At 72.4% G+C, this 24,963-nt stretch carries 20 protein-coding genes; 4 read left to right on the plus strand and 16 right to left on the minus strand.

Annotated elements, in window-relative coordinates:
• Positions 1-19: 19 nt before the first annotated feature.
• From AMY39116_RS0302000 to AMY39116_RS0302020, 5 genes are read right to left on the minus strand one after another with little or no spacing between them, the layout of a single operon-like run.
• Positions 20-1,072 (minus strand): LLM class flavin-dependent oxidoreductase, encoded by a 1,053-nt coding sequence (locus AMY39116_RS0302000; RefSeq protein ID WP_020416046.1) that lies wholly within the window; start codon positions 1,070-1,072, stop codon positions 20-22.
• A complete protein-coding gene (locus AMY39116_RS42055; RefSeq protein ID WP_020416047.1) occupies positions 1,069-2,715 on the minus strand; it encodes an ABC transporter ATP-binding protein in 1,647 nt (548 codons plus the stop codon). The genes AMY39116_RS0302000 and AMY39116_RS42055 overlap by 4 nt, the downstream gene beginning before the upstream one ends.
• Positions 2,694-3,530, minus strand: coding sequence for an ABC transporter permease (locus AMY39116_RS0302010; protein WP_020416048.1), 837 nt, complete (start codon positions 3,528-3,530; stop codon positions 2,694-2,696). The genes AMY39116_RS42055 and AMY39116_RS0302010 overlap by 22 nt, the downstream gene beginning before the upstream one ends.
• Positions 3,527-4,498: an ABC transporter permease gene (locus AMY39116_RS0302015; protein WP_020416049.1), complete on the minus strand. Its 972-nt coding sequence runs from the start codon at positions 4,496-4,498 to the stop codon at positions 3,527-3,529. The genes AMY39116_RS0302010 and AMY39116_RS0302015 overlap by 4 nt, the downstream gene beginning before the upstream one ends.
• Positions 4,499-4,508: 10 nt before the next feature.
• Positions 4,509-6,161, minus strand: a complete 1,653-nt coding sequence (locus AMY39116_RS0302020) for an ABC transporter substrate-binding protein (RefSeq protein ID WP_020416050.1) — start codon at positions 6,159-6,161, stop codon at positions 4,509-4,511.
• A gap of 122 nt (positions 6,162-6,283) precedes the next feature.
• On the opposite strand from AMY39116_RS0302020, the gene AMY39116_RS0302025 reads away from it, so the two are divergent.
• Positions 6,284-8,584 (plus strand): molybdopterin-dependent oxidoreductase, encoded by a 2,301-nt coding sequence (locus tag AMY39116_RS0302025; RefSeq protein WP_020416051.1) that lies wholly within the window; start codon positions 6,284-6,286, stop codon positions 8,582-8,584.
• A gap of 86 nt (positions 8,585-8,670) precedes the next feature.
• Here AMY39116_RS0302025 and AMY39116_RS0302030 read toward each other — a convergent pair whose 3' ends face one another.
• The 3 genes from AMY39116_RS0302030 to AMY39116_RS0302040 form a co-directional block, all read right to left on the minus strand.
• A complete protein-coding gene (locus tag AMY39116_RS0302030; protein ID WP_020416052.1) occupies positions 8,671-9,852 on the minus strand; it encodes an acyl-CoA dehydrogenase family protein in 1,182 nt (393 codons plus the stop codon).
• On the minus strand, positions 9,849-11,069 hold the full coding sequence (locus AMY39116_RS0302035; RefSeq protein ID WP_020416053.1) for an LLM class flavin-dependent oxidoreductase: 1,221 nt from the start codon (positions 11,067-11,069) through the stop codon (positions 9,849-9,851). Before AMY39116_RS0302035 ends, AMY39116_RS0302030 begins: the two co-directional genes overlap by 4 nt.
• A gap of 83 nt (positions 11,070-11,152) precedes the next feature.
• Entirely contained in the window at positions 11,153-12,034 is an 882-nt protein-coding gene (locus AMY39116_RS0302040; protein ID WP_020416054.1) for a LysR family transcriptional regulator, read from the minus strand.
• Positions 12,035-12,161: 127 nt separating this feature from the next.
• Here AMY39116_RS0302040 and AMY39116_RS0302045 point away from each other — a divergent pair, with 127 nt between their 5' ends.
• Both AMY39116_RS0302045 and AMY39116_RS0302050 read left to right on the plus strand, forming a co-directional pair.
• Positions 12,162-12,881: an alpha/beta hydrolase gene (locus tag AMY39116_RS0302045; protein ID WP_157358365.1), complete on the plus strand. Its 720-nt coding sequence runs from the start codon at positions 12,162-12,164 to the stop codon at positions 12,879-12,881.
• Entirely contained in the window at positions 12,881-14,203 is a 1,323-nt protein-coding gene (locus AMY39116_RS0302050; RefSeq protein WP_020416056.1) for an FAD-binding oxidoreductase, read from the plus strand. Before AMY39116_RS0302045 ends, AMY39116_RS0302050 begins: the two co-directional genes overlap by 1 nt.
• On the opposite strand, the gene AMY39116_RS0302055 is transcribed toward AMY39116_RS0302050, so the two are convergent.
• Both AMY39116_RS0302055 and AMY39116_RS0302060 read right to left on the minus strand, forming a co-directional pair.
• Positions 14,181-15,569, minus strand: a complete 1,389-nt coding sequence (locus tag AMY39116_RS0302055) for an FAD-binding oxidoreductase (protein ID WP_020416057.1) — start codon at positions 15,567-15,569, stop codon at positions 14,181-14,183. The two genes, AMY39116_RS0302050 and AMY39116_RS0302055, sit on opposite strands and share 23 nt — an antisense overlap.
• 11 nt (positions 15,570-15,580) lie before the next feature.
• Positions 15,581-16,267 (minus strand): hypothetical protein, encoded by a 687-nt coding sequence (locus AMY39116_RS0302060; RefSeq protein ID WP_020416058.1) that lies wholly within the window; start codon positions 16,265-16,267, stop codon positions 15,581-15,583.
• 186 nt (positions 16,268-16,453) lie between these two features.
• On the opposite strand from AMY39116_RS0302060, the gene AMY39116_RS0302065 reads away from it, so the two are divergent.
• Complete coding sequence (locus AMY39116_RS0302065) at positions 16,454-17,062, plus strand: TetR/AcrR family transcriptional regulator (RefSeq protein ID WP_027935550.1); 609 nt, start codon at positions 16,454-16,456, stop codon at positions 17,060-17,062.
• 3 nt (positions 17,063-17,065) lie between these two features.
• Here AMY39116_RS0302065 and AMY39116_RS0302070 read toward each other — a convergent pair whose 3' ends face one another.
• The 6 genes from AMY39116_RS0302070 to AMY39116_RS0302095 are packed head-to-tail and all read right to left on the minus strand — an operon-like array spanning position 17,066 to position 24,855.
• On the minus strand, positions 17,066-18,529 hold the full coding sequence (locus AMY39116_RS0302070; protein ID WP_020416060.1) for an aldehyde dehydrogenase: 1,464 nt from the start codon (positions 18,527-18,529) through the stop codon (positions 17,066-17,068).
• A gap of 28 nt (positions 18,530-18,557) precedes the next feature.
• On the minus strand, positions 18,558-19,655 hold the full coding sequence (locus AMY39116_RS0302075) for a Zn-dependent alcohol dehydrogenase (protein ID WP_020416061.1): 1,098 nt from the start codon (positions 19,653-19,655) through the stop codon (positions 18,558-18,560).
• Positions 19,652-22,063: an AMP-binding protein gene (locus AMY39116_RS0302080; protein ID WP_020416062.1), complete on the minus strand. Its 2,412-nt coding sequence runs from the start codon at positions 22,061-22,063 to the stop codon at positions 19,652-19,654. The genes AMY39116_RS0302075 and AMY39116_RS0302080 overlap by 4 nt, the downstream gene beginning before the upstream one ends.
• A complete protein-coding gene (locus AMY39116_RS0302085; RefSeq protein WP_235716034.1) occupies positions 22,060-22,839 on the minus strand; it encodes a gamma-glutamyl-gamma-aminobutyrate hydrolase family protein in 780 nt (259 codons plus the stop codon). Before AMY39116_RS0302085 ends, AMY39116_RS0302080 begins: the two co-directional genes overlap by 4 nt.
• Positions 22,840-22,859: 20 nt before the next feature.
• Positions 22,860-24,206 carry a glutamine synthetase family protein gene (locus AMY39116_RS0302090; protein ID WP_020416064.1) on the minus strand — a complete coding sequence of 449 codons (1,347 nt, stop codon included), beginning with the start codon at positions 24,204-24,206 and terminating at the stop codon, positions 22,860-22,862.
• Entirely contained in the window at positions 24,196-24,855 is a 660-nt protein-coding gene (locus AMY39116_RS0302095) for a hypothetical protein (protein ID WP_020416065.1), read from the minus strand. The genes AMY39116_RS0302090 and AMY39116_RS0302095 overlap by 11 nt, the downstream gene beginning before the upstream one ends.
• Between the last annotated feature and the right edge of the window lie 108 nt (positions 24,856-24,963).

A 24,963-nucleotide genomic window follows, 5' to 3' on the forward strand; every position in this document is an offset into this window, starting at 1 on the left:
CCGCGTCGGCGCGACGGACCTAGCCGAGTCCGGGGCCGCCGTCCCAGCCGAGGTTCGGGGCGACCGTCCGCGCGGCGTCGGTCAGCAGCCGCACGTTCTCCGCGAGCCCGAAGGCCGGCGGGAGGAACAGCACGATCTCCTCCGCGGCCGCGAGGCCCGGGTCGGCGAGCACGGCCTCGGTGACCTCGTCGGGCGTGCCGTGGAAGACCGGGCTCATCCGCATCCCGGCCGGGAGGTCCGCGCCGATCACCGGGGTCAGCGCACCCTTCGGGCGGGACGCGGCCATGCCCTCGGTGCGCCGCTGCCGGTCGTAGGCGGCGTAGGTCTCCCGCAGCTCGGCCGTGGTGCCGGGCAGGATCGAGGCGGCGACGGCGACCGGCGGCGGCTCGATGCCGTGCTTGTCGCGCCAGGTGGTGCGGTAGACGTCGATCAGGCGCGCCTGGTGCTCGCCGAAACTGGCGCCCTCCGGGACGTCGTGCAGCACCGTCCCGGTGATCAGCCCGATGCCGAGTTCGGCCGCCCGCGCCGCCGATCCCAGACTTCCCGCGCCCTGCCGGATCCGGGAGCGCAGGCCCGGGCTGTGCGGGGTTACCCGCAGCTGCGTGCCCACCGGCGCGCCCTGGCCCGGTCCGTCCACAATGTGCAGCGCGGCTCCGGCGATCGCGTCGAGGAACCGCTCCTGGCGGCGCTCGGCTTCGGTGCGCGCGTCCGTGCCGGCCGTGCCGAACACCGCGTCCCAGGTGGCGTTGCCGCTGGTGGACACGGCGAGCTGGAGGCGGCCGCCGATGAGCAGGTCCGTGGTGCTCGCGGCCTCGGCCAGCAGCACCGGATCCTGGTACCGCATCGGGATCACCGCGCTGCCGAGAGTGATGCGCCGCGTGTGCTGCCCGGCCGCGGCGAGAAACGGCAGCGGCGAGGACAGGTAGTGGTCGAAGTGCCGCTGGTAGGCCCAGCCGGACTGGTAGCCGAGCGCCTCGGCCGCCCGGAACAGCTCGATGCCCGCCCGCAGCCCCGCGCCCGGGTCGTCGCTGAACGACACCCGCGTGTTGAAGCCGAGCCTGCGCCCCGTCACGACAGCTCCTGCGCGCCGGCGGGGATCGAGTCGATGAGCGTGCGGGTGTAGGGCTCGCGCGGACTGTCGAAAATGGACTTCACCGGCCCGCTCTCGACGACCCGCCCCTGCCGCATCACCGACACGGTGTGCGCGAGCTGGCGCACCAGCGCGAGGTCGTGCGACACGAACACGTACGTCAGCCCCAGGTCGGCCTGCAGCGACAGGAGCACCTCGACGATGCCGGCCTGCACGGTGACGTCGAGCGCGGAGGTCGGCTCGTCGAGCACGATCACGTCCGGCCGCAGCACCAGCGCCCGCGCGATGGCGACCCGCTGCCGCTGACCGCCGGACAGCGCCGCCGGCTTGCGGCCGCGCAGCTCGTCCGCCAGCCCGACGGCGTCCAGCGCCTCGCGGACCCGGTCGGCGCGTTCCCGCCGGGTCCCGACGCGGAACCGGTCCAGCGGCTCCCGCACCAGGCGCTCCACCTTCCACGTCGGATCCAGCGAGGTGTACGGGTTCTGGTAGACCAGCTGCAGGTGCCGCCGCACCGACCGCAGCGCGGTGTGCGAGCCGCCGGTCACCTCCTCGCCTGCCACCTCGATGCGGCCCGAGTCGGCGCGTTCGAGGCCGAGCAGCAGTCGGATGGCGGTCGTCTTCCCGGAGCCGGATTCGCCGACGAGCGCGTGCGTGGTGCCCGCACCGACGGTGAACGACACGTCGTCCACGGCCCGCAGCGCGCGGCCGCCGACCGTGAAGGTCTTCGTCACGCCGCGGACGTCGATCTTGGGCCTGGCCCCGGTGGGCCGCTCGGCGTCGCGCAACCGGCGGTAGCGGTCCGGGTTGAGCACCGGGACGTCGGCGTGCAGGCGCCGCGTGTAGTCCGAATCCGGCGAGGAGAACACCTCCGCGGTGGGCCCGGCGTCCTGCACCACCCCGTCCTTGAGCACGACCAGCGAGTCGGCGCGCTCCGCGGCGATCGCCAGGTCGTGGGTGATGAGCAGCAGGCCGATGCCGAGGTCGGCACGCAGCCGGGACAGCAGGTCGAGGATGCGCCGCTGGATGGTCACGTCCAGCGCCGAGGTCGGCTCGTCGGCGACGAGCAGCTCGGGTCCCGGCAGCACGGCCAGCCCGATGAGGACGCGTTGCAGCATGCCGCCGGAGAGCTGGTGCGGGTAGGAGTCGTAGACGCGCCGCGGCTCGTCGAGCCCCACCTGCGCGAAGGTCTCCAGGATCCGCTCGTGCCGCCGGGCCGCGCTCGGCTCGTCCAGCAGCGCGGCGGCCTCCCTGGCCTGCGCGCCGATGGTGCGGACCGGGTTGAGGGAGCTGGCCGGGTCCTGCGGCACGTACCCGATGCGGCGGCCACGCAGGCGGCGGAACCGGCGTTCCGGCAGCGACAGGACGTCCTGCCCGTCGAACTCGGCGACGCCGCGCGCCCGGCCGCCTTCGGGCAGCAGGCGCAGCAGCGTGCGGGCGATGGTCGACTTGCCCGAGCCGGATTCGCCGATGAGCGCGAGGCTGCCCGCCCGCGGGAGCTCGAAGTTCACGCCGGTGACGACCTGGTGGTGGCCGTAGGCGACGGTGAGGTCCCGCACGCGCAGCAGCGTGCCGGTGGTCGTGGCCGCGGCGGGGCGGTCGAGGGTCAGTTCGTCTTGCGGAGCCATCGGCTGATCCTGTTCACGGAGAGGACGGTGGCGATCGTGACGAGCGCGGGCGCGTAGACCAGCCAGGGGGCCAGCGGGTAGTCCTTGCCCACCGAGATGAGCAGGCCCCAGTCCGAGGCGGGCGGCGGGTCGCCGTAGCCGAGGAACGCCAGCCCGGCGATGACCAGAATGGACAGTCCGAACTGGAGCACCGCGAGGGTCAGCACCGAGCGGGAGGCGTTGGGCAGCACGTGGCGCAGCAGGATGTGCCACCGCGACCCGCCCTGCAGGTAGGCCGCTTCGACGAACACGGCACGCCGGGTCTTGATGACCTCGGACCGCATCACCCTGGCGAACACGGCCACCGCGGACACCCCGGTGGCGACCGCGGCGTTGACGGTCTGGAAGCCGAGCGCGCTGACGACGATGACGGCGAGCAGGAACTGCGGAATCGCCAGCAGCACGTCGACCAGCCGCGCGAGCGCGCTGTCGGTCCAGCCGCCGGCGAACCCGGCGACGAGCCCGATCACCCCGCCGACCACGACGCCGATGCCGACGGCGATCAGCGCGCTGCCGACGGAGGTGGCGGTGCCGTGCACGACCCGGCTGAACAGGTCGCGGCCCAGGTGGTCGGTGCCGAACCAGTGCCCGGCGCCGGGAGGCAGGAACTTGTCCGCGGGCACGCCGGCGGCCGGGTCCTGGCCGGTGAACAGACCGGGCAGCAGCGCCCAGGACAACACGACGGCCACCACGGCGAACGACAGCACCACCGTGGGCGGCACCGCCACGCGGCGCCGGGTGGCCGGGCGGGCGGCGGAGACCGCGGAGACCGTCATGCCGCCACCTCCGTCCGCCGCCGTTCGGGCAGCAACCGCACCCGCGGGTCGAGCAGCGGGTAGACGAGGTCGGCGAGGAGGTTGACCACGACGAACGCGACCGCCGCGAGCGAGACCACCGCCTGCAGCACCGGCAGGTCCTGCGCGGTCACCGACCGCTGCACCAGGCTGCCGATGCCGGTGCGCCCGAAGATCTGCTCGGTGATCACGGCGCCGCCGAGCAGCTCCCCGACCACCAGCGCGAGCACGGTGACCACCGGCAGCGCCGACGGTTTGAGCAGGTGCCGCAGGAACAGCCGGGTCTTGCCGAGCCCGCGCGACCGGGCGAGGAACGCGTAGTCCTGCCGGGACTCGTGATCGAGGTTGGCCACGAGCACCTCGGCGACCTGCGCGGAGACCGGGATGCCGAGGGCGACCGCGGCGAAGAACGTCGCCCACGAGCCCTCGGAGTCGATCACCCGGAACAGCCCGAGCTGGAACGCGAACACCTGGATCAGCACCAGGCCGATGACGAAGTTCGGCATCGACAGGAACAGCGACGGGAAGGCCCGCAGCACGCCCTGCCCGTAGCGCCGGGGCAGGTAGCGGGTGCCCAGTGCGATGGCCAGCGCGAGCACCAGCGCCACGGCCAGCGCGGCGGCGGCGAGGGTGAGCGTGGAGGGCAGGACCTCGCCGATCATGCGGCTCACCGGCAGGTGCGTGCGCAGCGAGAGGCCGAGGTCCCCGGTCACGAACCGCGACAGCGACCCCCACAGCTGCACGTACACCGGCTGGTCGAGCCCGTAGTAGGCGATGATGTCGCGGATCTGGTCTTGCGTGAACGCGTTCTGCGGGTTGTTCAGCGTGGCCGAGACCGGGTCGCCGGGCAGCACGCTGATGACCACGAACGTGAACACGTAGGCCAGCAGGATGACCACGATCGCCTGCAGGACGCGCCGCAGGGCGTAGGTCGCGTAGTCGCGGTTCATGACGGGGACCTCAGCCGAGCCAGGCGGTGTAGTAGCTGGCGTAGGCGATCCCGTTGTAGGTCACGCCCTGCAGCTTGGGCGACTGCAGGTAGATGCGCTGCACGATCTGCGTGAGCGGGACGAAGTAGCCCTGCCGCAGCACGTGTCCCTGCAGCTGGTCGAGCGCCGCGTCGCGGTCGGCGACGGTCTTGGCGCCGGCCACCGCGGCGCCCAGCCGCACGAGTTCGGCGTCGCTCTGACCGAGGCCGAACCAGTTCTCGCCCTTGTTCGCGTCGGTGAGGACGCCCGCGACGGTGCCCGCGTCGATGAAGCTGCGGGTGATCTCGTAGGCGGGCACGTTCGGGTTGCCGGGCTTGTCGACGCGGGAGCTGTAGGTGACCACGTCGAACGCCTGGAGCGTCACCTTGAAGCCGATCCTGCCGAGCTGCTGCGCGACCAGTTCGTCGATCGACTTCGAGGTCGCCAGGTAGGGGTTGGGGAACAGGGTCAGCGCCAGCTGCTTGCCGTCCTTGGTGCGCACACCGTCTGCGCCGCGCACCCAGCCCGCCTCGTCGAGCAGGCGGTTCGCGGTGGCTTCGTCGTAGGCGAAGTCGGCGCTGTGGTCGGTCACGCCGGGCACGTTGCTCTGGATGAACGACTTCGCGGGCTGCCAGTCCGGTGTGTAGACCGTGGAGATGATCTCGTCGCGGTTGATGCCGTGCTGCAGCGCCTGCCGCACCCGGATGTCGTCGAAGGGCGCGACCTTGGTGTTGATCGCGTATCCGTTGACGAAGCCGAGGTAGCGCGGGGTGGCGGTGGTGAAGCCCTGCGCCTTGAACGACGCCAGCTCCTGCGGCGAGGGGTTGTAGGCCACGTCGGCCTGGCCGGACTGGACGGCGGCGGTGCGCACCGACGGCTCGGCGACGAGTTTGTAGGTGATCGAGTCCAGGTAGGCCGGTCCCTGGTGGCCCAGCGCGGGCGGTCCCCAGTTGTAGTCGGCCCGCTTCTTGAGCACCACGCTGTCGCCTTCCTTCCAGGAGGCGACGACGAACGGCCCGCTGCCGATGTCGTTGGACAGGTCGGCCTGCTGGTCTGCGGGCAGCGCGAGGGTCTTCGGCGAGATCAGGATCGAGCCGTGGTAGCCGAGCGTCGGGATGAACCCGAGGGTCGGGGCGCGGAAGAACACCTTGACGGTGGCCGGGTCCACCACCTGTGCGTGGTCGTAGGTCTTGGGGAACAGGCCGATCGGGTTGATGCCGCGTGCCGTGTCGCCCTTCGCCCAGATGTCGAGATTGGCCAGCACGGCGGCCGCGTCCAGCGGGGTGCCGTCGGAGAACGTCACGCCCTGCTTGAGGTGCAGCGTGAATTCGGTGGCGTCGGCGTTCTGCTCCCAGCGCTCCGCGATCCACGGGCTGACCGCGCCGTTGTCGTCGACGTAGACGAGCTTGTCGGTCACGTGTCCCCAGATGTGGCCCTGGAAACTGGAGATGGCGCTGTTGTTGGGGATCCAGGTGTCGCCGAGCGAGTCGATCAGGAACGTGATGTCGCCGCCCGGTTTCGGCTCGCCGGAGCCGCTTCCCGTGTTCGCCGTGCCCGGCGCGCACGCGGCGAGGACGACGACGGCGGCGAGGCCGGCGATCAACCGGGTGATGCGGCCGGGTGGTCTGACGCGGGAGGTCTGCATGGCAGGGAACCTACGAGCGGGCGCGCCGCGCGGTCCAAGACGAAATGGGGATGGGATCCCATCGAGGAGTCTGATCGGCCGGATGCGGGAACCACGGCGCGCGTGTGGTTAGTGTCGGGGCCGTGGGCCGGACGAGCGAGACGAGCGCGCACTGGGGAACCTACCGGGTGGAGGTGTCGGCCGACGGCCGCGACGTCGTCGCCGCCCGGCCATACCCGGACGATCCGGACGCCGCGCCGGCGATCGGCAACGTGGCGAGCGCGCACGGGCACCGGTCCCGGGTGGCACGTCCCGCGGTGCGCCGTCGCTGGCTGGAGCGGGGGCCGGGGCCGGACGACCGGCGCGGCGCACCGGACGACGAGTACGTCGAGGTCGGCTGGGACACGGCGCTGGACCTGCTCGCCGGTGAGCTGGCGCGGGTCAGGTCGATGTTCGGCAACCGGGCGATCTTCGGCGGTTCCTACGGCTGGGGCAGCGCGGGCCGGCTGCACCACGCGCAGAGCCAGCTGCACCGGTTCCTGAACACGATCGGCGGTTACACACGGTCGGTCAACGACTACAGCCGCGGCGCTAGCATGGTGCTGCTCCCCCACCTGATCGGCGCACCCGCCACTGTGGACCTTCGGGTGAAACCCGTGTCGTGGAACGACATCGCCGAGCACACCGATTTGCTGGTCAGTTTCGGCGGCCTGCGGCGGTCCAACACGTGGGTCGTGCCGGGCGGTCACGCGCGGCACACCGGGTCCGGTCTCGCCCGGGAAGCAGGCCGCAGCACGGAGGTGGTGGCGCTGTCGGCCCAGCGGGACGACGTGTTCGCCGATCTGGGCGCGGAGTGGATCGGCGTGATGCCCGCGACCGACACCGCCGTGATCCTCGCGCTCATCCACGTGCTCGTCACCGACGGCCTGGCCGACGACGAGTTCCTCGCGACCTACACGGTGGGAGCCGAGCGGGTCCGCCGGTACGTGCTCGGGGACGTGGACGGCGTGCCCAAGACACCCAAGTGGGCCGAGCGGATCAGCCGCACTCCGGCCGGTGTGATCCGCGGGCTCGCGCACCGGATGGCGGCGGGGCGCACGCTCGTCAACGTCGTCTACGCGCTGCAGCGCGGCGAACGGGGCGAGCAGCCGGTGTTCGCGGCGCTCACCCTGGCGGCGTTCCTCGGCCAGATCGGGCTGCCCGGCGGCGGGTTCACGCACGGGTTCGGCTCGATGGGCGACTACGGCGTGGGGATCGCGGGGGCGCCGCTGCCCACCTTCCCGCAGGGGCGCAACCCGGTGCCGGACTTCATCCCGTGCGCCCGCATCAGCGACCTGCTGCTGCATCCGGGCGAGGAGATCCCCTACAACGGCGGGCGGCTGCGGCTGCCGGAGGTCAAGCTCGCCTACTGGGCGGGCGGGAACCCGTTCCACCACCACCAGGACCTGCGGCGGCTGCGCCGGGCGCTGTCCCGGCTGGACACGTTCGTCGTGCACGAGACGCACTGGACGCCCACCGCGCGGCACGCGGACGTGGTCCTGCCGGTGGCGAGCACGCTGGAACGCGACGACCTGGCGGCCGGCGCGGGCGACACCCGGCTGCGCGCGGTGCCGCGGGCGGTGCCGCCGCACGGCGAAGCGCGTGAGGAGTTCTGGATCTACACGCGGCTCGCCGAGCGGCTCGGCGCGGATTTCACCGAGGGGCTGGATTCGCGGCAGTGGCTGGAGCGGATCTACGAGGAGTGGCGGGCCGCGCCGGGATCGCCGCCCGCGCCGCCGTTCGACGAGTTCTGGCGCGAGGGCGGGGTGGCGTTGCCGCGGGAACCGCACCCGGACCGGGTTTTCGAGGCCTTCCGGGCCGATCCGGCGGCGCACCCGCTGGGGACGCCGACCGGGCGGATCGAGTTGTTCTCGAAGACGCTGGCGGGCTTCGGTCTGCCGGACATCGCGGGGCACGCGCAGTGGCGGGAGCCGGCGCAGTGGTGGGGTTCGCGGCTGGCCGCCGAGTTCGACCTGCACCTGTTGTGCAACCAGCCCTCGCACCGGCTGCACAGCCAGCTGGACATGGGCGCGGTCAGCCAGTCGACGAAGGTCGCGGGCCGCGAGCCGCTGCGCCTGCACCCGGCGGACGCGGCCGCCCGTGGCCTCGCCGACTGTGATGTCGCGCTGGTGCGCAGCGCGCAGGGCAGCCTGCTCGCGGGTGTCGTCGTGACGGACGCGCTGCTGCCCGGGGTGGCGCAGATGCACACCGGCGCGTGGTTCGACCCGAGCGCGCCGGAGGTGGCGGACTGCGTGAACGGCAACGTGAACGTGCTGACCCGCGACGCCGGAACGTCGACGCTGACGCAGGCCACCAGTGGGGCGCACGTCCTGGTGGCAGTGAGTCGGTACGAGGGGCCGCTGCCGCCGGTGCGGGCGTACGAACCGCCCCGGCTGGGGAGTTGATCCCGCTACGGGGCTAGCGCCGGTCCGCCCGGCAGGTGTTCCCACGAGTTCCACGGCCGCCCCTGATCGCACGGCCCCGCGGAAAATCACACCCCCAGCACGCGCCGCCCCGCGGCGGCCAGCGCGGCGTCCTCCTGCGGCGGGTGCACCCGCACGCACAACACGTCACGCAGATGCCGCTCGAGCGCATTCCGCCGCGACAAGGCCGGATTCCCGAGCGCCGCGACCGCGGCCTGCACGGCAGCCACCACCGCCCGGGCGATCGCCACCTTGATCACCGGCAGCTGCGGCAGGACGGCCTCCTCCCCCGCTTCGACTCGCAGCAGCGCGCCGTGCAGCAGGGTTTCCGCCTGCGCGATCTGCAGGTCGATTTCGCCGGCCACGGACTGGATCCGTTCGGTCGTGGCGATCGGCCTGCCGAGCGCGCCGGGCACCCGCGAGCGGGCGAAGTCGGCGAACGCCCGGCGTGCCGCCTTCGCGACGCCGAGGTAGAGCGCGGGGTGGCCGAACCCGCCGGGCGCGGTCGTGGCCGCCGGGTCGCGGTAGACGCCGTCCGGGCCGCGCGGGATCTCCACGAACGCGTCCGCGGGCAGCTCGACCCCCTGGTAGATCACGTCGTGCGTGTTGGAGGCCCGCAGCCCCAGGTGGTCCCACGTGTCGACCCAGCTGATGCCCGGCCGGTCGGCGGGGACGATCACGTGCCCGACGCGCGGGGCGTCCGGATCCCCGTCCGGCTCGGCGGCGACCGCCCACACCACGTGGTAGGCCAGCGCTTCGCCGCCGGTGGCGTAGGACTTGTGGCCGTCGAGCACCCAGCCGGAGCCGGTCCGCCGCACGGTCGTCTTGGGCAGCCCGCCGCGCGCCGGGGCGCCGAGTTCGGGCTCGGCGCGGATGGCGTTGACCGGCGCGGGCCCGGCCAGCGAGCGTTCGAGCAGGTCGTCGTACATCTCGCGGGGCCAGTGCGGGTTCGCGGCCTGGGCGGCGTGCGCCATCAGGGTGTTCGCGGCGATCAACGCGACCGACGGGTCGCCCTCGCCGAGCGCGGTGAGGATGCGCGCGGCCTCACGCGGGCCCGCGCCGGGGCCGCCGTACTGGCGGCCGACGGTCGCGGTGAGCAGGCCGGCGCGGTGCGCGGCCGCCAGGCCCAGCGCGGGCACGGCCCCGGTCCGGTCGTACTCCTCGGCCGTCGCGGCGACCTCCGCGGTGACGGCGGCCAGCGAATCGTCCGTGAGGTCCGGGACCGCGATGGCGTGCGCGATCGCGGTCATGCGTGCTCCTGCGCGGTGGCGTAGCGCCGGTAGTCCTCGCCGTAGTTGCCCAGGTGCTCGGCCTGCAGCCGCCCGCGCTGTCCGGTCGCCGCGCGGTGCGCGAGTTCCTGGCGCACCAGCGGCAGGACGTGGCGTCCGTAGTCGACGGCGTCGTTGAGGGTGTCATAGCCGCGGATGCTGACCAGGTCGGCGCCGCGGTCGATGTAGTCGAGGATCGCCGCGGCGACGGTCTCGGCCGACCCGACCAGCGCGGTGGACGCGCCGGCGGCGTTGGTGACGGCGGCCGTCCGTGTCCACAGTGCACGGTCGTACAGCTCGGCCTGCTCGGCGAACGCCAGCGCCCGCTGCGAGCCGACGTTCTGCGGCGCGGCCTGCTGGTGGCGCTGCTTGCCGTAGGCGGCGGCGCGGAAGGTGTCGGCTATCTTGGCGACGTAGGTGTGCGCCTTCTGCCAGGCCTCCTCGTCGGTGCGCCCGACGATCGGCCGGAAGGTCACCCAGATCCGCGGCAGCGTGGTGCGGCCCGCGGCGCGTGCGATCCCGTGCACCCGCTCGATCTCACCGCGCAGGTCGTCCAGCGGCTCGCCCCAGAAGCTGAAGATGTCGGCCTTCTCGCCGCCGATCGCGAACGCCTCGTCCGACTGGCCGCCGATGGAGATCGGGATCGGCGAGTCGTAGGGCGCGAAGCCGGGACCGAAGTCGTCGAAGGTGTAGAACTCGCCGGAGTGGCTGAACGGGGCCGGCTCGGTCCAGGCGCGCCGCAGCAGGTCGATGTACTCCGAGGTGCGGGCGTAGCGGCGGTCCTTGGGCAGGTAGTCGCCCTGGCGGGCCTGTTCGCCGTCGCTGCCACCGGAGATCAGGTGGACCACCGCGCGGCCCTCGGTGAGCTGGTCCAGCGTGGCGAGCTTCTGGGCGGCCACCAGGGGGAAGGTCGTGTTGGGGCGCAGCGCGACGATCGGCTTGATCCGCTCGGTGAGCTGGCCGACGGCCGAGGCGACGACGAACGAGTCGGCGGTGTTCGAGCCGTAGGGCAGCAGCGTGTAGTCGAACCCGCCGTCCTCGAGGGCGCGCACGTAGGTGCGGAAGTACTCCAGGTCGATGCCGCGGGTCGGGATCGGGTTCAGCTCGGTCGACGGGTTGAGGTGCGACAGGCTGATGAACTCCACCCGCGGGGATGCGGTGTCCGGGATCGTGTGGTCGAAGGCGGGCGCACTGGTCATGATCGGACCGTAGGCCGGGGCGTCCGGGGCCGTCCAAGACAAACCGGGGATGGGAACCGATAGCCCGGCGTTATGGACGCTGCTCACGCGCCACGCGCCGCGGTCACGAGCTGCAGGTGCGGCCGCTGCGCGAAGAACTCCACGCCCGCGGTGAGCGCGGCCTGTTCCACCTCTTCGGGCAGGCCGCGCCGGGTGACCATGCGCAGCTGGGTGGTGCCGGCTTCGGGCAGGTCGCTGCGCACGCTCAACCCTGCCGGCCGCCCGCCCGCGCTGGGCAGCAGGGCGACGCCGAGACCGGCACGGACACCGGCGAGCACCCCCTCCAGGGTCGTGGACTGCGCGGCGACCTCGACGTGGCGGTCGTCGGCGGCGAGCACGGACAGCGCCCGCTCCCGGATGCCGCAGGGTTCCTCGAACGCGATCAGCGGCAGCGTCCCCTCCGGCGGGGTCCAGCCGCGCGCGGAGTACCAGACCAGCGGCAGGCTCCCGACGAGGTGCCCGGCGCTGCGCCCGGTGGGGTCGAGGATGAACGCGAAGTCGACCGTGCCCTTGCCGACGGACTCGGTGAGCTGCGTCGACCGCCCGATCTCGAACCTGGTGGCGCACAACGGGAACGCCGCCTGCAGTGCCCGGATCATCTCCGGCAGGATCTGCTCGGCGCTGTGCTCGGTGGAGCCGACGACGATCGTCGGCGCGCGCTCGGCCTCCAGCCGCCGCAGCGAGGCGTCGTGCACCTCGATGATCCGCCGGGCTTCGGCCAGGACCCGCTCGCCCTCGCGGGTGAAACGCATGGTGCGGCCGTCGCGCTCGAACAGCTTGCGCTTGAGGCCTCGTTCCAGCAGCCGGACGTGCTGGCTCAGCGCGGGCTGGCTGATGTGGCGCACGGCGGCCGCTTTGCCGAACCCACCGCACTCGGCGATCGCGATCAGCGTCCGCAAGTGTTCCAGGTCGAGCGAGTTGGTCATGCGTCGATTACAGCATCACCGGCTGTGCCTGACCGCTATGTGAGACGGCACCCATCACGGTCGCGCATGGGTAGCCATCGCGAACCGCTCTTGGACGCGGCGCGGTGGTCCGGGTCAGGCTGTGCGGGTGACCATTCCTGCGATTGCCACCGCTCCCACCGAGTGGGACGAGCCGTCCGGCCTCGCCCCGCGCGGCACCGTCGTCGTGCTCACCGGCCGCGGCGAAACCCCGGCCTCCTACCAGCGCTTCGGCAGGCGGCTCGCGGCCGACGCCTACCGGGTGCGCGTGGTCGAGGTGGACCTCGACGACGTGGCGTCCGCGCGCGCGGCGGTCGCGGCGTTGCTTCCGGACACACCGGAGCCGAGGGTGCTGGTGGGGTCGGACACGGGCGCCACGCTGGCCGCGTCGCTGGCCGGCGAGCTGGACCTGGTGGACGGCGTGGTGCTGGCCGGGCTCGCGCTGCCCGGCAGCGCGCGGGACGGCGACTGGGACGACGAGCTCGAAGCCCGCACCGCGTGCCCGACGCACCGGCGGATCCTCAGCGAGGACACCGGTTTCACGCGTGGCGCGCTCGCCCGCCCGGTGCCGTCCGGGTGGTCGTTGCGGGTGCCCGCGAAGCCGGTTCTCGTGCTGCACGGCAGCGCCGATCCGGTGACCGCGGCTGCCGCGGCGTTCGAGTCGTTCCGCGGGGTGCCCACGGCGCGGTTGCGGGAGGTTTCCGGCGGCCGGCACGACGTGCTCAACGACGTGTCGCACCGCGCGGTGGCCGCGAACGTGGTGCTGTTCCTGGAAAGCCTGCGCCTGGGCCGTGATCTGCCCGCGATCGTGGTGGACGTCCAGGGCTGATGGGGTTCCTGGACGAGCTGCGGGCGGTCGTTCCGCTCTTCCCGGCGTCGGCGGCCGGGGACCGTTCCGGGGTCACCGGTGACGGGCTCCCGCTCGCGGTCGCCCGTCCGGACACTGTGGACGGTGTGCGGGCGGTGCTGCGGCTCGCTTCCGCGCACGGCGTCCCGGTCGTGCCGCGCGGGGCGGGCACCGGGCTGGCCGGCGGGGCGGTGGCCGGGCGCGGTGAGCTGGTGCTGGATGTCAGCGGGCTGAACCGGATCGTCGAGGTCGACCCGGTGGACGCGCTGGCCGTGGTCGAGCCCGGGGTGCGCACCGCGGAGCTGGACCGGGCGGCGCAGGGGTTCGGCCTGCGGTACGCGCCGGACCCGGCGAGCGCGGAGATCTCCACGATCGGTGGCAACATCGCGACGAACGCGGGCGGGATGCGCTGCGTGAAGTACGGCGTCACGCGGAACGCGGTGCTGGGCCTGGACGTCGTGCTGGCCGACGGCAGGCTGATCCGGACGGGGCGCCGCACCGTGAAGGGCGTCGCCGGGCTGGACCTGACGTCGTTGTTCGTCGGTTCGGAGGGCACGCTGGGCGTCGTGGTCGGGGCGACGCTGCGGCTGCGCCCGCTGCCCGCGCGCACCCTCACCGCGGCGGCGGCGTTCGACTCGGTCGCGGCGGCCGCGCGGGCGTGCGCCGAGCTCACCCGGCAACGGCGGGAGCCGAGCGTGCTGGAGCTGCTGGACGGCGCGACGCTGGCGGTGATCGACCGCGCGCAGGGCACCGATCTGGCGGCGCGGGGCGATGCGCTGGTGATCGCCCAGGCCGACGGACCGGCCGCCGAGGAGGAGATCACCGCGATCGCGAAGGTGCTGGCGGAGGAGGCGACGTGGTCGGAGTGGAGTGACGACGCCGAGTCCGCGGAGCGGTTGTTGTTCGCCCGCCGGATGGCGCTGCCGTCGATAGAACGGTTCGGCCGGGCGCTGATCGAGGACATCTGCGTGCCGCGGTCCCGCCTCGCCGAGGCCTTCGCCGGGGTTTCGCGCATCGCCGCCGCCCACGGCGTGCGGATCTACAGCTTCGCCCACGCCGGCGACGGCAACCTCCACCCGATCGTCGGCTACGAGACGCTGGACGCGGCGGTCCGCCGCGCCGGGGACGACCTGTTCGCGCTGGCGCTGGACCTGGGCGGGACGGTCACCGGCGAGCACGGCGTGGGGTTGCTGAAGCGGGACTGGCTGGCACGCGAGGCGGGCCCGGAGGTTCTGGACGTGCAGGCCGCGGTGAAGACGGCGCTGGATCCGCAGGGGATCCTCAACCCGGGAAAGGCTTTCTGACCCGGCTGTTCCGCGGCTGCACGACTCCGAGGTCAGCGCCGCGCCTCGCGTTGCGGCGGCTGCCGTTGATCCGGTCGTTGAAGCGGTCGACGGCCCAGATGGCGCGCAGCCCGAGGCGGCTCATCATCAACGGGCGCGGGAACTCGGGCTTGTCCGCCCACAGGACGTCCAGGTCCGCGGGCCGGGTGCCGTCGGCGATCAGGTCGCCGATGAGGGAACCGACGTAGGGCGCCTGCGCCAGGCCGTGGCCGTTGCACGCGACCGAGTAGAACACGTCGTCGCCGATCCGGCCTGCGACCGGGAGCATGGTCGGGGTGATCGCGATCCACCCGCCCCACGCGCGCTCGACCGCGACGTCGGCCAGGGCCGGGAACCGGGTCGCGAACGCGTCGGCCAGTTCGGCCACCAGCGCCGGGTCCGGCGTTTTCGGTGGCAGCGGGTAGGTCCTGCCGCGCTGGAGCCGCCGGACGCCGAACACGATGGTGTCGCGCGGGGTCAGCCGGTAGTTCTCCATGATGGCGTGCTGCGTCACCAGCCCCGACCGGCTGGTCCATCCCAGGGCGGCCAGGCGGCCGGGGTCGATCGGCTCGGTCTCGGCTTCGGCGACCCAGATGGGCACGGACAGGTGCTTCGGCGTGATGTCCCACTCGCCGGCGAAGGCGTTGGTCGCCAGCACCACCTTGTCCGCCCGGACCTGCCCGCGCGGGGTGGTGAGGACGACCCGGCCGCTGCCGCGTGCCACGTCGGTGACCTTCGTCTGCTCGAAGACCCGCGCGGACGAGGCGAGCAGCGCCCGGCGCACGCCCAGGGTGAACTTGCCCGGGTTCATCATCCCGCCGATCACCTCGCGCATCCCGCCGGGGAACCCGCGCGGGATGCCGAGCTGCTCGCTGGTGCCCAGTTCGACGTGACCGCCGGCGCGCTCCAGGATCCTGGCCACCCGGCGCACCCGGCCGAGCTGTCCCCGCGACACCGCCGCGAAGCAGTTGCCGACCGGTTCGTAGTCGCAGTCGATGCCGTGCGTCTTGATCAGGTCTTCCACGTGGTGCGCGGCGTGCTCGGCGAGCCGGACCATGCCCGGCATCTTCTTGCCGAACAACAGGTTGAGGAGCTGGAGGTCGCCGCCCGGAGCGCCGGCCAGCTGCCCGGCGTTGCGGGAGCTGGAGCCGTGCCCGCAGAACTCGCCTTCCAGCAGCACCACGTCGTGACCGCGTTCGGCGAGCCGGAGCGCCGTGGACATGCCGCCGAGACCGCCGCCGACGACCGCCACTTCACAGGAAAGGCCGCCGGGCAGAGCGGGCCGGACGTCGGCGGGCGGATCGACCCAGCCGCTGAAGGTGGCGTAGGAAACCTGGTGCGTCTTCATGTCTGTGCCCCTCAGGCCGGGGCGGCGTTCGCGGCCGGCGCCACACCCGTGGCCACGGTGCGGTTGTGCAGAGCGCGGTAGCCGAAGTAGTACACGCACATCTGCGTGCCCCAGGTGGCGAGCGCGGCGGCGTAGAAGATCGTCCGGTGCGCGTCGTCGCCGGGGAGCGGGAAGAAGTCGTAGGTGATCGCGATCGCCGAGCCGGCCAGGGACACCAGCCCGGTGGCGAACGCGTGCCCCTTGGCGCCGGCCGTCCAGAGGCGCCACGAGAAGTAGGCCAGGAAGAGGGTCGTGAGCACGTTGACCACGACGTAGAACGTCGCCGGGCCGACGTGGAGCTCGGGCGGACGGAACTGCTGCAGGTACAGCCCGGCCGCGGCCGCCAGCGCGAACACGCCGACGTCGACCGCGACACTCGGCTTGTACCGGTGGGTCACGCGCATCAGGCCCATGACGAGGATCAGCGTGATGCCGACGGATCGGGAGAAGGCGTCGAAGAAGTACGCGATGTCGTAGAGGAAGTTGTCCTCCTGTCCGCCGAGCAGCGCCCAGAGGAGGAAGTTCGAGCCGGACGTGGCGACGACCATCCACTCCAGACCGAGCAGGTAGTTGCCGTGGCGCCGGATGAACTTCCAGCCGAAGAAGAAGCCGGCGAAGATCATCCAGAGATCGGCCAGCATGAAGAGCAGGTCCTTCATGGCAGTGGTTCCTTCGGTTCGTGATGCGGTACGCGAGAAGGCGATGTGATCCGCCTCATACGGTAGGTGAAGTTAGTCATGCGATCAAGTTGTTTGACTAAGAATTTGGCTCGCCGATCGCTGGTAGCCTGGCGTTGACTTAATCAAGCGTCCAACTACCTGGGCGCCGTGCACCGGGAGGACTTCGTGCCACGGATCCCCGCCGCACAACGGCGTAGCGACTTCATCAAGGCCGCCGTGGAGGTCATCGCGACCCACGGCATCGACGGCGCGACGACCCGGCGGATCGCCGAGCAGGCCAAGGCGAACCTGGCGATGCTGCACTACTGCTACGACTCCAAGGAAGACCTCTTCGCCGACGTCTACGAGTACGTGGCCGGCCAGTACCGCGAGGTCGTCCTCGCGAACGACCCGCACGGCGACCTGGTGGAGACCGCCCGCGGGCTCCTCCGCGCGATCATGGTGTTCTACCTCGACTCCCCCAGCTTCGCCGCGGCGGCGCTGGAACTCGTCACCTGGGCGCGGCGCCAGCACGGGAACCGCGGCATCGCGGTGTACGACCAGGCACTGGACACCTTGCGCGGCGTGCTCCGCAACGCGGCTTCGGACCAGCAGGCCGAGCCGGAGACCGTCGACCAGATCGCCTACGTGATCGCCACGCTGGCCGACGGTTTCGCCCTGAACTGGTACACCTACGGCGATCGCGCCGTCGCGGAGGAGCAGATGGAGGTCACCGTCTCGGTGCTGGACAGCTGGCTCGCGGCCCGGCTCGGCACCACGCCGGCGGCCACCTGATCGTCACAGCGGCAGATCGGGCGAGTCGACGCCGACCACCCGGTCGCCGCAGAAGACCCGCACCGATTCGGCCGGTCCGTGCCCGCCGATGCCGGCCGGGCCCCAGAAGCTCTGCGCCGAGTCGTCGCCGAGATCGGCGACCTTGGCGCCGTTGATCCGCACCTCGCCGGCCACGATCCGGGAGCCGATGTCGATCGCGCGGTCGGTGTCGGCGCCGAACACGTAGGCGTCCAGGCCCGAGGGATGCGCGTTGGCGAGGCGCAGCGCCTCCTCGGCGGAGTCGACCGCGTGCAGCGAGACGACCGGACCGAACAGCTCGGCGGTGGCGCGGGCGGGGTCCACGCCGTCGGCGATCGTCGGGGACAGGAAGAAACCGCCGAGTTCGGGCAGCCGGGCGGGCTGCCGGATGCTCGCCCCGAGGTCGCGCAACCCCTCGATCCGGCTCCGCAGGGTCTGGAAGTGCGGCGCGTTGGAGATCGGGCCGATCTGCGTGTCCTCGTCGAGGGAGTGCCCGACCACGAGCTTGGCGATCCGCTCGGTCAGCGCCTCGAGGAGCGGGCCGGCCAGCGCGCGGTGGGCGAGGACCTTGCCCGGCCCCTCGCACCACTGGCCGTTGAGCTTGGTCATGCCCTCGACGATCCCGTCGGCGGCGACGTCGAGGTCGGCGTCGTCCAGCACGAGCACCGGGTTGTTGCCGCCGAGTTCCAGTTGCAGGACCTTGAAGTCCTCCGCGGCGGCCCGCGCGATGGCGCGCCCGGCGCCCGGTCCGCCGGTGAACGACACGATCTTCACGCGCGGGTCGGCCGTCAGCCGGGCCCCGACGTCACCGCCGCCGTGCACCAGCTGCAGCGCGCCGCTGGGCAGGCCCGCCTCGACGAAGCACTCGACGAGGATCTGCGCGCTGCCGGGCGCGTGCTCCGACGGCTTGAGGATGACGGGGCAGCCGGCCGCGATCGCGCTGGTGATCTTGGCCGCGGGGATGAAACTGGGGCCGTTCCACGGGGTGAGGATCGCGGCCGGCCCCCACGGCACCTTGTGCAGCCGGACGTCGCGGCCGCCTGCCGCCAGCGCGGTGACGCGCGGGATGGTCTCCAGATCCGCCGCCGCCGCGCGGATCCGCGCCGGCAGGAACGCGGCGACCGTGCGGGTGACGCCAATGGGCGTGCCGCTGGTCAGCGAGTCCGTGCGGGCGATGTCCTCGGCACGGGTCTCGACGATCGCGGCGACCCGTTCGAGCATGTCGGCGCGCTCGCGGCGGGCGTCGGAATCCCAGCGGCCGACGTCGTACACGCGCTCCGCGTGCCGCAGTGCCCGCTCGAGGTCGCCGGATGTGGTTGTGGCCATGCGGTGCAGGGGTTCGCGCGTGTTGGGGTCGAGGTTCCACATGTCCTCGACCGCCGCGCACTCGCTCCACTCGTCGGCGATGTAGTTCACCGGCGTGCGGATCGTGGTCTCGTTGCTCGCCATGGAGCTCACCTCTGCGTTCACTCGTGGGTCAGGACCGGAGATCGACGACGATGCGGGTCACGTCGCCGGACTTCATCGCCGTGAAGCCCTCGTTGATATCGGCGAACGGGATGACGCGCGTGACCATCTCGTCGAGCAGCAGGCGCCCCTGCTGGTAGAGGCGGGCGAGCTGGCCGATGTCCTGGCGCGCCTGGCCCGAGCCCATGTAGGAGCCGATGAGCCGCTTCTCCGCGAAGAAGAAGTCCGACGCCGGGATGCTGAGCCGGGCGCCGTCGGGCGCGATCCCGACCAGGCAGGCGGTGCCCGTGGGACGCACCAGGGCCAGGGCGGTGGCCGCGGTGCCTGCCGAGCCGACCGCTTCGAAGGAGTAGTCCACGCCGTCGCCCAGCAGGCGGTGGAGTTCCGCGACCGGGTCGCCGTCCGCGCCGTTGATGACGTGGGTGGCGCCGTAGCCGCGCGCGGCCGTCAGCCGTGCCTCGTCGAGGTCGATCGCGACGATCGCCGAGGCGCCGGCGAGCCGGGCGCCCTGGATGATCGCCGATCCGACGCCGCCGCAGCCGATGACGGCGACCGTGCTGCCCGGCCGGACCCGGGCGCCGCGGAAGACGGCGCCGACGCCGGTGATGACGCAGCAGGCCAGCAGGCATCCGACGTGCAGCGGCACGTCGTCCGGGAGTTTCACCAGGGCGTTCTCGCGGATGAGGAGGTGGCCTGCGAACGCCCCGTTGCCGCCGAGCCGTTCGATCGGCCGCCCGTCCGCGCTCTGGAACGCGGGTCGCGGGCGGCGGCGCACCTCCTCGAGACGCAGGCACTGGGTCGACCGTCCGGCGTCGCAGTTGGCGCAGCGGCCGCAGGACGGGGTCAGCGCGCCGACCACGCGGTCGCCGGGCCGCAGCCCGGTCACCTGCGAGCCGACGGACTCGACCACGCCGGCCACCTCGTGCCCGAGCACGGCGGGCAGGTCGGTCGGCACCGTCCCGTTCAGGTAGTGCAGGTCGCTGTGGCACAGCCCCACGTTGCTGACCGCGACGCGCACCTCGTGCGGCTCCGGGTCGTCCACCCGGATGGTGGTGAGCTCGAGCGGCTTCGTGAACGCGGTCAGCACCGCCGCCTGGGTGTCGATCATTCGGGCGTCTCCTCGGTCGGTTCGGGTGGCGTGTCTGCGGTGCCCTTGGCGGACCAGTAGCCCTCGATCCCCGCGGTGAGCGCTCCGCTCTCCCACGACGCCGTCGCGGCCGCGTCCTCGCGGGCGAAGGCCTTTTCGACCTCCTCGGCCTGTGGGCGCAGGAGCGCGAGGTGCAGGGCCGTGGTGTTCCCCTCCGGGGTCCACTCGTGGACCGTCTCGATCGCGCGGTCGATCAGGGCGGCGGGCTCGACGACCTCGTCCAGCAGCCCGATCCGCAGGGCCTCCGCGGACCGGATCCGCGGGGATCCGAGGACCATGCGCATCGCGTGGTTCCCGACGAGGCGCCGCAGCAGCACGCTGGAGGCGTTCGAGATCGTCAGGCCCCGGATGTTCTCCGGCTGGTAGTACTCGGTCGCCGGGGTTCCGATGCGGGCGTCGCAGCACAGGGTGATCTCGGAGGCGCCGCCGACCGCGAGCCCGTTGACGGCCGCGACCACGGGAACCCGGGTCTGCAGGATGGCCCGCGTGATGTCGTGGAAGCTCGCGAACGCCTCGCGGACCTCGGCATCGGTGGACGGCATGCTCTGCAGGTCCTGCCCCGCGGAGAAGGCCCGGCCCTCGCCGGTGAGCACGATCCCCCGCACGCGCTCGCCGGTGCCGTGCTCGCGGATGGCCGCGGCCAGCCGCACGCGGGTGGGCAGGTCCAGGGCGTTGAGCTTGGCGGGACGCCGCAGCGTCAGCACGGCGACGTCCCGGACGACCTCGACGCCGAGGAACCCGGTTGCGGCCGTGCTGGCGCGCCGCGCGCCGAGGTCGTGGGACACGCCGGGATCGGCCGCGGCGCGGGCGTTGAGCGCCGGCTTGGAGATCCGTTCGGAGGGCGTGCGGGGGAAGCCGGTGACGAACTCGATGTAGCGCGGCACCTTGAAGCGGGCGAGTTCCCGGCCCGCCCGCTCGACGATCCGCTCGGCGGTCGCGCGGCCGGCCGGCACGCCGGGCGCGAGCTGGACGAACGCCTTGACCTCCTCGCCCAGGATCTCGTCCGGTTCGGCGACCACCGCGGCCGCGACCACCCGGTCGTCGCGTTCCAGCGCGGCTTCGACCTCGACGCTCGCGACGTTCTCGCCGCCGCGGCGCACCATGTCCTTGATGCGGCCGACCAGCTGGATTCCGCCGCCGGGCCGGCGAACCGCGAGATCGCCGGTGTGGAGCCAGTCGTCCCGCAGCGTCCGGGCGGTGTCCTCGGGCCGGTTCCAGTAGCCCTTCATCATCGGTGCACCGGAGGTGATCAGCTCACCGGGCTCACCGTCGGGCACGTCGGCGCCGTCGGGCCCGACGATGCGGACCTGCTTGGTCGGCACCGGCCGCCCGAGGCTGCCGCTTCCCACGGCGCCGGTGTCGTCGAACGGGCTGAACAGGTCCACTCCGGACTCGGTCATCCCGTAGATCTCCCGCCACGGGGCGCCCCACCGCTCCTCCAGCCGGGCGTGCAGACCGGCCGGGATGCCCGAGCAGAACACGCGCCGCAGGTCGTTGTCGCGGTCGTGGGGGACGGGCGGCTGCTTGAACAGCAGCGTCGGCATCGACCCCAGCACGTAGCAGAAGGTCGCGCGGTGCCTGCGGACGTCCGCCATGAAGGTCGACGCGGAAAACCGGGGCAGCACGACCAGCGGCGCGCCGACCGTGAGGGCGAGCGCGGTGTTCCACTGTGGATCCATGTAGGAGAACGGCTGCGCGGTCAGGAGCACGTCTTCACGCGAGAGCCCGGCCGCCGCGGCGCAGACCCAGCCCAGCCGGACCCAGTAGTCGTGGGTGAGCATGCACGCCTTGGGAAAACCGGTCGTGCCCGAGGTGTATTGCAGGTTCGCCAGCGTCGCGGCCTCGACCGGCACGGCGGGCGCGGTGTCCGGATAGGACTCCGACCCGTCGTCGCCGACGTCGACGACGCGGACGTCGGCGAGCCCCGCCTCGGCTGCCACGACCTCGGCGACCAGCCCGGACCGCTCGGCGTCGGTGAACACCACGCGCGCCCCCGAGTCCCGCAGGACGAAGGCGAGGTCGGCGCGCCGGTAGGAACAGTTGACCGGCACCGCGACCGCCCCGGCCTTCAGGGCGGCGAGCCAGCCGACGGGCCAGTGCACGACGTTCGGGAGCATGATCGCCACCCGGTCGCCCGGCCGGACGCCGTCGGCGTCGATCATCCGGTGCGCCAGCCGGGACGTCCAGGCGTCGATCTCGGCGAAACTCCACGACCACTCGCCGAACCGCAGGAACTCCCGCTCGGGCGAGTCCTGGGCGCGCCGCGCCAGCAATCCGGTCAGCGTCGGGACGGTGGGATCGTCGCCCATCTGCCCGGGCCGCACCACCGGCGCCGGTCGGGTGCGACCGGACGCCACGTTCGCGGTCATCGCAAGCTCCTCTGCGTCTCTTCACGGGCGGCCAGCAGTTCCGCCGCGGCGCGGACGATCCACGTCAGCGTGGGGTCGGCGCTTTTCATCCACTCCGGGTGCCACTGGACGCCGAGCACCGGCGCCCCGGGCAACTCGACCGCTTCGACCACGCCGTCACCGGTCCGCCCGGTCACCACCAGGCCGGTGCCGCAGCGGTCGACGGCCTGGTGGTGCCAGGAGTTGATCATCGCGTGCTCGCCGAACAGGCCGGCGGCGAGCGAGCCCGCCTCGAAGGTCACCAGGTGATCGGCGGCGCCGTCGGTCGGCGCGGCCTCGGCCGACAGGTGGCTCACGGAGCCGGGCGCCAGGTCCGGGACGAGCGTGCCGCCGAGCGCGACGTTGAGCACCTGCAGGCCCCGGCACACGCCGAGCACCGGAACGCCCTGCTCCAGCGCGGCCCGGACGAGCGCGATCTCGTAGGTGTCGCGGGCGACGTCGTGCACCATCGGGTCGGTGCGGGGATCGACGTCGCGGACCACCGAGGTGTCGCCGCCCCAGCACGCCGGGTGGACGTCCTGCCCGCCGGTGATCACGACCCCGGACAGCCAGCGGCACACTTCCGTGGCGTCGGTGTCGTAGGACAGGTGCACCGGGAGCCCGCCGGCCTCGGCGATCCGCGTCGCGAAGTCCGAGATGGAACTGTCCATGCAGCGGTCGCCGTACCGCTCGTCCGCCCCTTGCAGCAGGGCCAGCCGGAATCGCCGCCCGGTGACGCCGATCAGTGGTTTCCGCACCTTGGCCTCCTCGGGCGCGTTCACGGGAACTCGAAGTAGCGGGTGGACTCCCACTGCGAGAGCTCGGCGAACGGATCGCCGCCCTTGGTGTGGAACTCCATCCACTCCCACCGGCGGGACGCGACCCAGAAGTCCACGAACTCGTCACCGAGGTACTCCCGCAGGAGGGGGTCGGCGTCCAGGGCCGCGGCCGCTTTCGACATCGTGTCGGGGATGCGCGTCACTCCGTGGCCGTCGGGCAGGCACCATGCCATGTCCGTGACCTGTTCCGGTGGCTCGATCCGCCGCTCGACGCCGGCCAGCACTCCGGCCAGGACCCCGGCCAGTGCGAGGTAGGGATTGACGTCGGCGCCGGGCAGCCGGTACTCGAGGCGGGAATGCTTGGGGTGGCCGGTGATGGCACGCACCGCGGCGGTCTTGTTGTTGACGCCCCACGTCACCGTGGTGGGCGGTCCGGTCAGGTCCACCAGCCGCCGGTAGGACGTGATCTGGGGCAACGCGATCGAGGTGTTGCCCGCCATCGTGGCCAGCAGTCCCCCGACCGCGTGCCGCATGAGCGGGGACGGGCCGTCGGCGGCGAAGAACTGGTTGATCCCGTCGCGCCGGAGCGAGAGGTTGACGTGGGCGCCCTGTCCGTAGCCGGCCGTCGGCTTGGCCATGAAGGTGACCGTGTGGCCCCGCTCGAAGGCGACCTCACGCATGACCTGCCGGGTCCGCGCCCAGGAGTCGGCCAGCGTGACCGGATCCGCCGGCGCCAGGTTCAGCTCCGTCTGCCCGGCGGCGGCCTCGTCGGTCCACGCCTCCCACGCGATGCCCACGTGATCGAGGCGGTCGACGACCGCTTCCATGTAGGCGACCCAGTCCGCGGACCGCGCCAGGTGGTAGGTGGCGCCCGTGCTGCCGCCCAGCGGGGTCAGGCCCCGGTACCCGAGTTTTCGCGCCTGCTGAACGGATTCCTCGAACAGGGTCGCCTCGATCTCCACGGCGACGGTCGCGGTGTACCCGAGGGACGCGAGCCGGTCCACCATCTTTCGCACGAGGTTGCGCGGGCAGATCGGGACCGGCGTGCCGTCCTTCAGCCAGTAGTCGCCGATGACCGCGTCCAGACCCGGCTTCCACTCGACCATCGTGGAGGAGTCCGGAACCATCTGGATGTCGTAGAGATTGCCGCGCCAGTCCGGGAAAGCGTCGCCGAACACGATCTCGTTGCCCAGGTCGATCGCGAACAGGATGTCGGCGAAGGCGAAACCGGCGTCCTTGCCCGCGGCGAACTTCGCGCTCGACACGGTCTTGCCCAGGAAGCTGCCGTCGTGGTTGGTCGCTTCGAGACGGACGGCGCGGGCGGGGCGGGTGAGGTCAGATTTCAAAGCGAACCCTCCAGGAAGCGGCGGTCATGACCGACATCTGCGCCAACGTGCCCTTGATCCGCAGACCGGCCGACAGGGCAGCGGCGAAGTCGTCCGCCCCGGTGAAGACACCGGCGAGGAGGTCGGCAGGTCCGGCCATCAGGTACTCGGTCGGCCCGTCGCCGAAGCGGCCGCTCTCCTGGCCATCGGGGCTCTGCGCCTGCACGACCAGGACCTCGGGGATGCCCGGGATGTCCCGGGTCGCTTCCCAGAACTGCTGGGCGGCCTCGCGCCAGTGCGGTAGCGGCGGCTGCAACGCACGCAACGCGCAGGCGGCCAGGGCGGCATCCCCGGCCGGTTCCCGCACCGGGGCGAAGCGCGCCTGAAGGTCGACCACGACCGTGGCGCCGGGCTCGGCCGGGACTCCGCTGGTCACCTCGACGGCCTCGCGGCCGAAGGCGATCGTCGCGGCCTGCGGGGTGTCGTGGGAGCGGACCGCGACGGTGCCGGCGGACCGGCCCAGAACCTCGTGCGCGTGGCCGGTTCTCGCTGCACGGCGCAAGGTGCGCCCGATCAGCCGGACAAGCGGAGTCGCGTCGTCCTCGATCGTGATGGGAAAGGTCGAGCCGTCCCTTGTGGACACCTCGGGGAACGTCATGATCTCGGTCATCTTCGACCCTCTCGACCAGGTGGACTCCGGCGATCAAACTTAGTCAAATGACTCGATCGCTTGACGAAGATGATGGGGGCCGCATCGCGCCTTGTCAACAGTCGGACC

The sequence above is a fragment of the Amycolatopsis sp. ATCC 39116 genome (assembly GCF_000231075.2).
Classification (GTDB): Bacteria; Actinomycetota; Actinomycetes; order Mycobacteriales; family Pseudonocardiaceae; genus Amycolatopsis_E; species Amycolatopsis_E tucumanensis.

What these genes read in the sequence shown, in the direction of transcription:
- AMY39116_RS0302075 (WP_020416061.1), bottom strand. Translation starts at nt 19,655, where the DNA reads ATGATCGACACCCAGGCGGCGGTGCTGACCGCGTTCACGAAGCCGCTC.
- AMY39116_RS0302010 (WP_020416048.1), bottom strand. Translation starts at nt 3,530, where the DNA reads ATGACGGTCTCCGCGGTCTCCGCCGCCCGCCCGGCCACCCGGCGCCGC.
- AMY39116_RS0302060 (WP_020416058.1), bottom strand. Translation starts at nt 16,267, where the DNA reads ATGAAGGACCTGCTCTTCATGCTGGCCGATCTCTGGATGATCTTCGCC.
- AMY39116_RS0302070 (WP_020416060.1), bottom strand. Translation starts at nt 18,529, where the DNA reads ATGGCGAGCAACGAGACCACGATCCGCACGCCGGTGAACTACATCGCC.
- AMY39116_RS0302030 (WP_020416052.1), bottom strand. Translation starts at nt 9,852, where the DNA reads ATGACCGCGATCGCGCACGCCATCGCGGTCCCGGACCTCACGGACGAT.
- AMY39116_RS0302020 (WP_020416050.1), bottom strand. Translation starts at nt 6,161, where the DNA reads ATGCAGACCTCCCGCGTCAGACCACCCGGCCGCATCACCCGGTTGATC.
- AMY39116_RS0302015 (WP_020416049.1), bottom strand. Translation starts at nt 4,498, where the DNA reads ATGAACCGCGACTACGCGACCTACGCCCTGCGGCGCGTCCTGCAGGCG.
- AMY39116_RS42055 (WP_020416047.1), bottom strand. Translation starts at nt 2,715, where the DNA reads ATGGCTCCGCAAGACGAACTGACCCTCGACCGCCCCGCCGCGGCCACG.
- AMY39116_RS0302080 (WP_020416062.1), bottom strand. Translation starts at nt 22,063, where the DNA reads ATGACCGCGAACGTGGCGTCCGGTCGCACCCGACCGGCGCCGGTGGTG.
- AMY39116_RS0302040 (WP_020416054.1), bottom strand. Translation starts at nt 12,034, where the DNA reads ATGACCAACTCGCTCGACCTGGAACACTTGCGGACGCTGATCGCGATC.
- AMY39116_RS0302095 (WP_020416065.1), bottom strand. Translation starts at nt 24,855, where the DNA reads ATGACCGAGATCATGACGTTCCCCGAGGTGTCCACAAGGGACGGCTCG.
- AMY39116_RS0302050 (WP_020416056.1), top strand. Translation starts at nt 12,881, where the DNA reads ATGGGGTTCCTGGACGAGCTGCGGGCGGTCGTTCCGCTCTTCCCGGCG.
- AMY39116_RS0302055 (WP_020416057.1), bottom strand. Translation starts at nt 15,569, where the DNA reads ATGAAGACGCACCAGGTTTCCTACGCCACCTTCAGCGGCTGGGTCGAT.
- AMY39116_RS0302035 (WP_020416053.1), bottom strand. Translation starts at nt 11,069, where the DNA reads ATGACCAGTGCGCCCGCCTTCGACCACACGATCCCGGACACCGCATCC.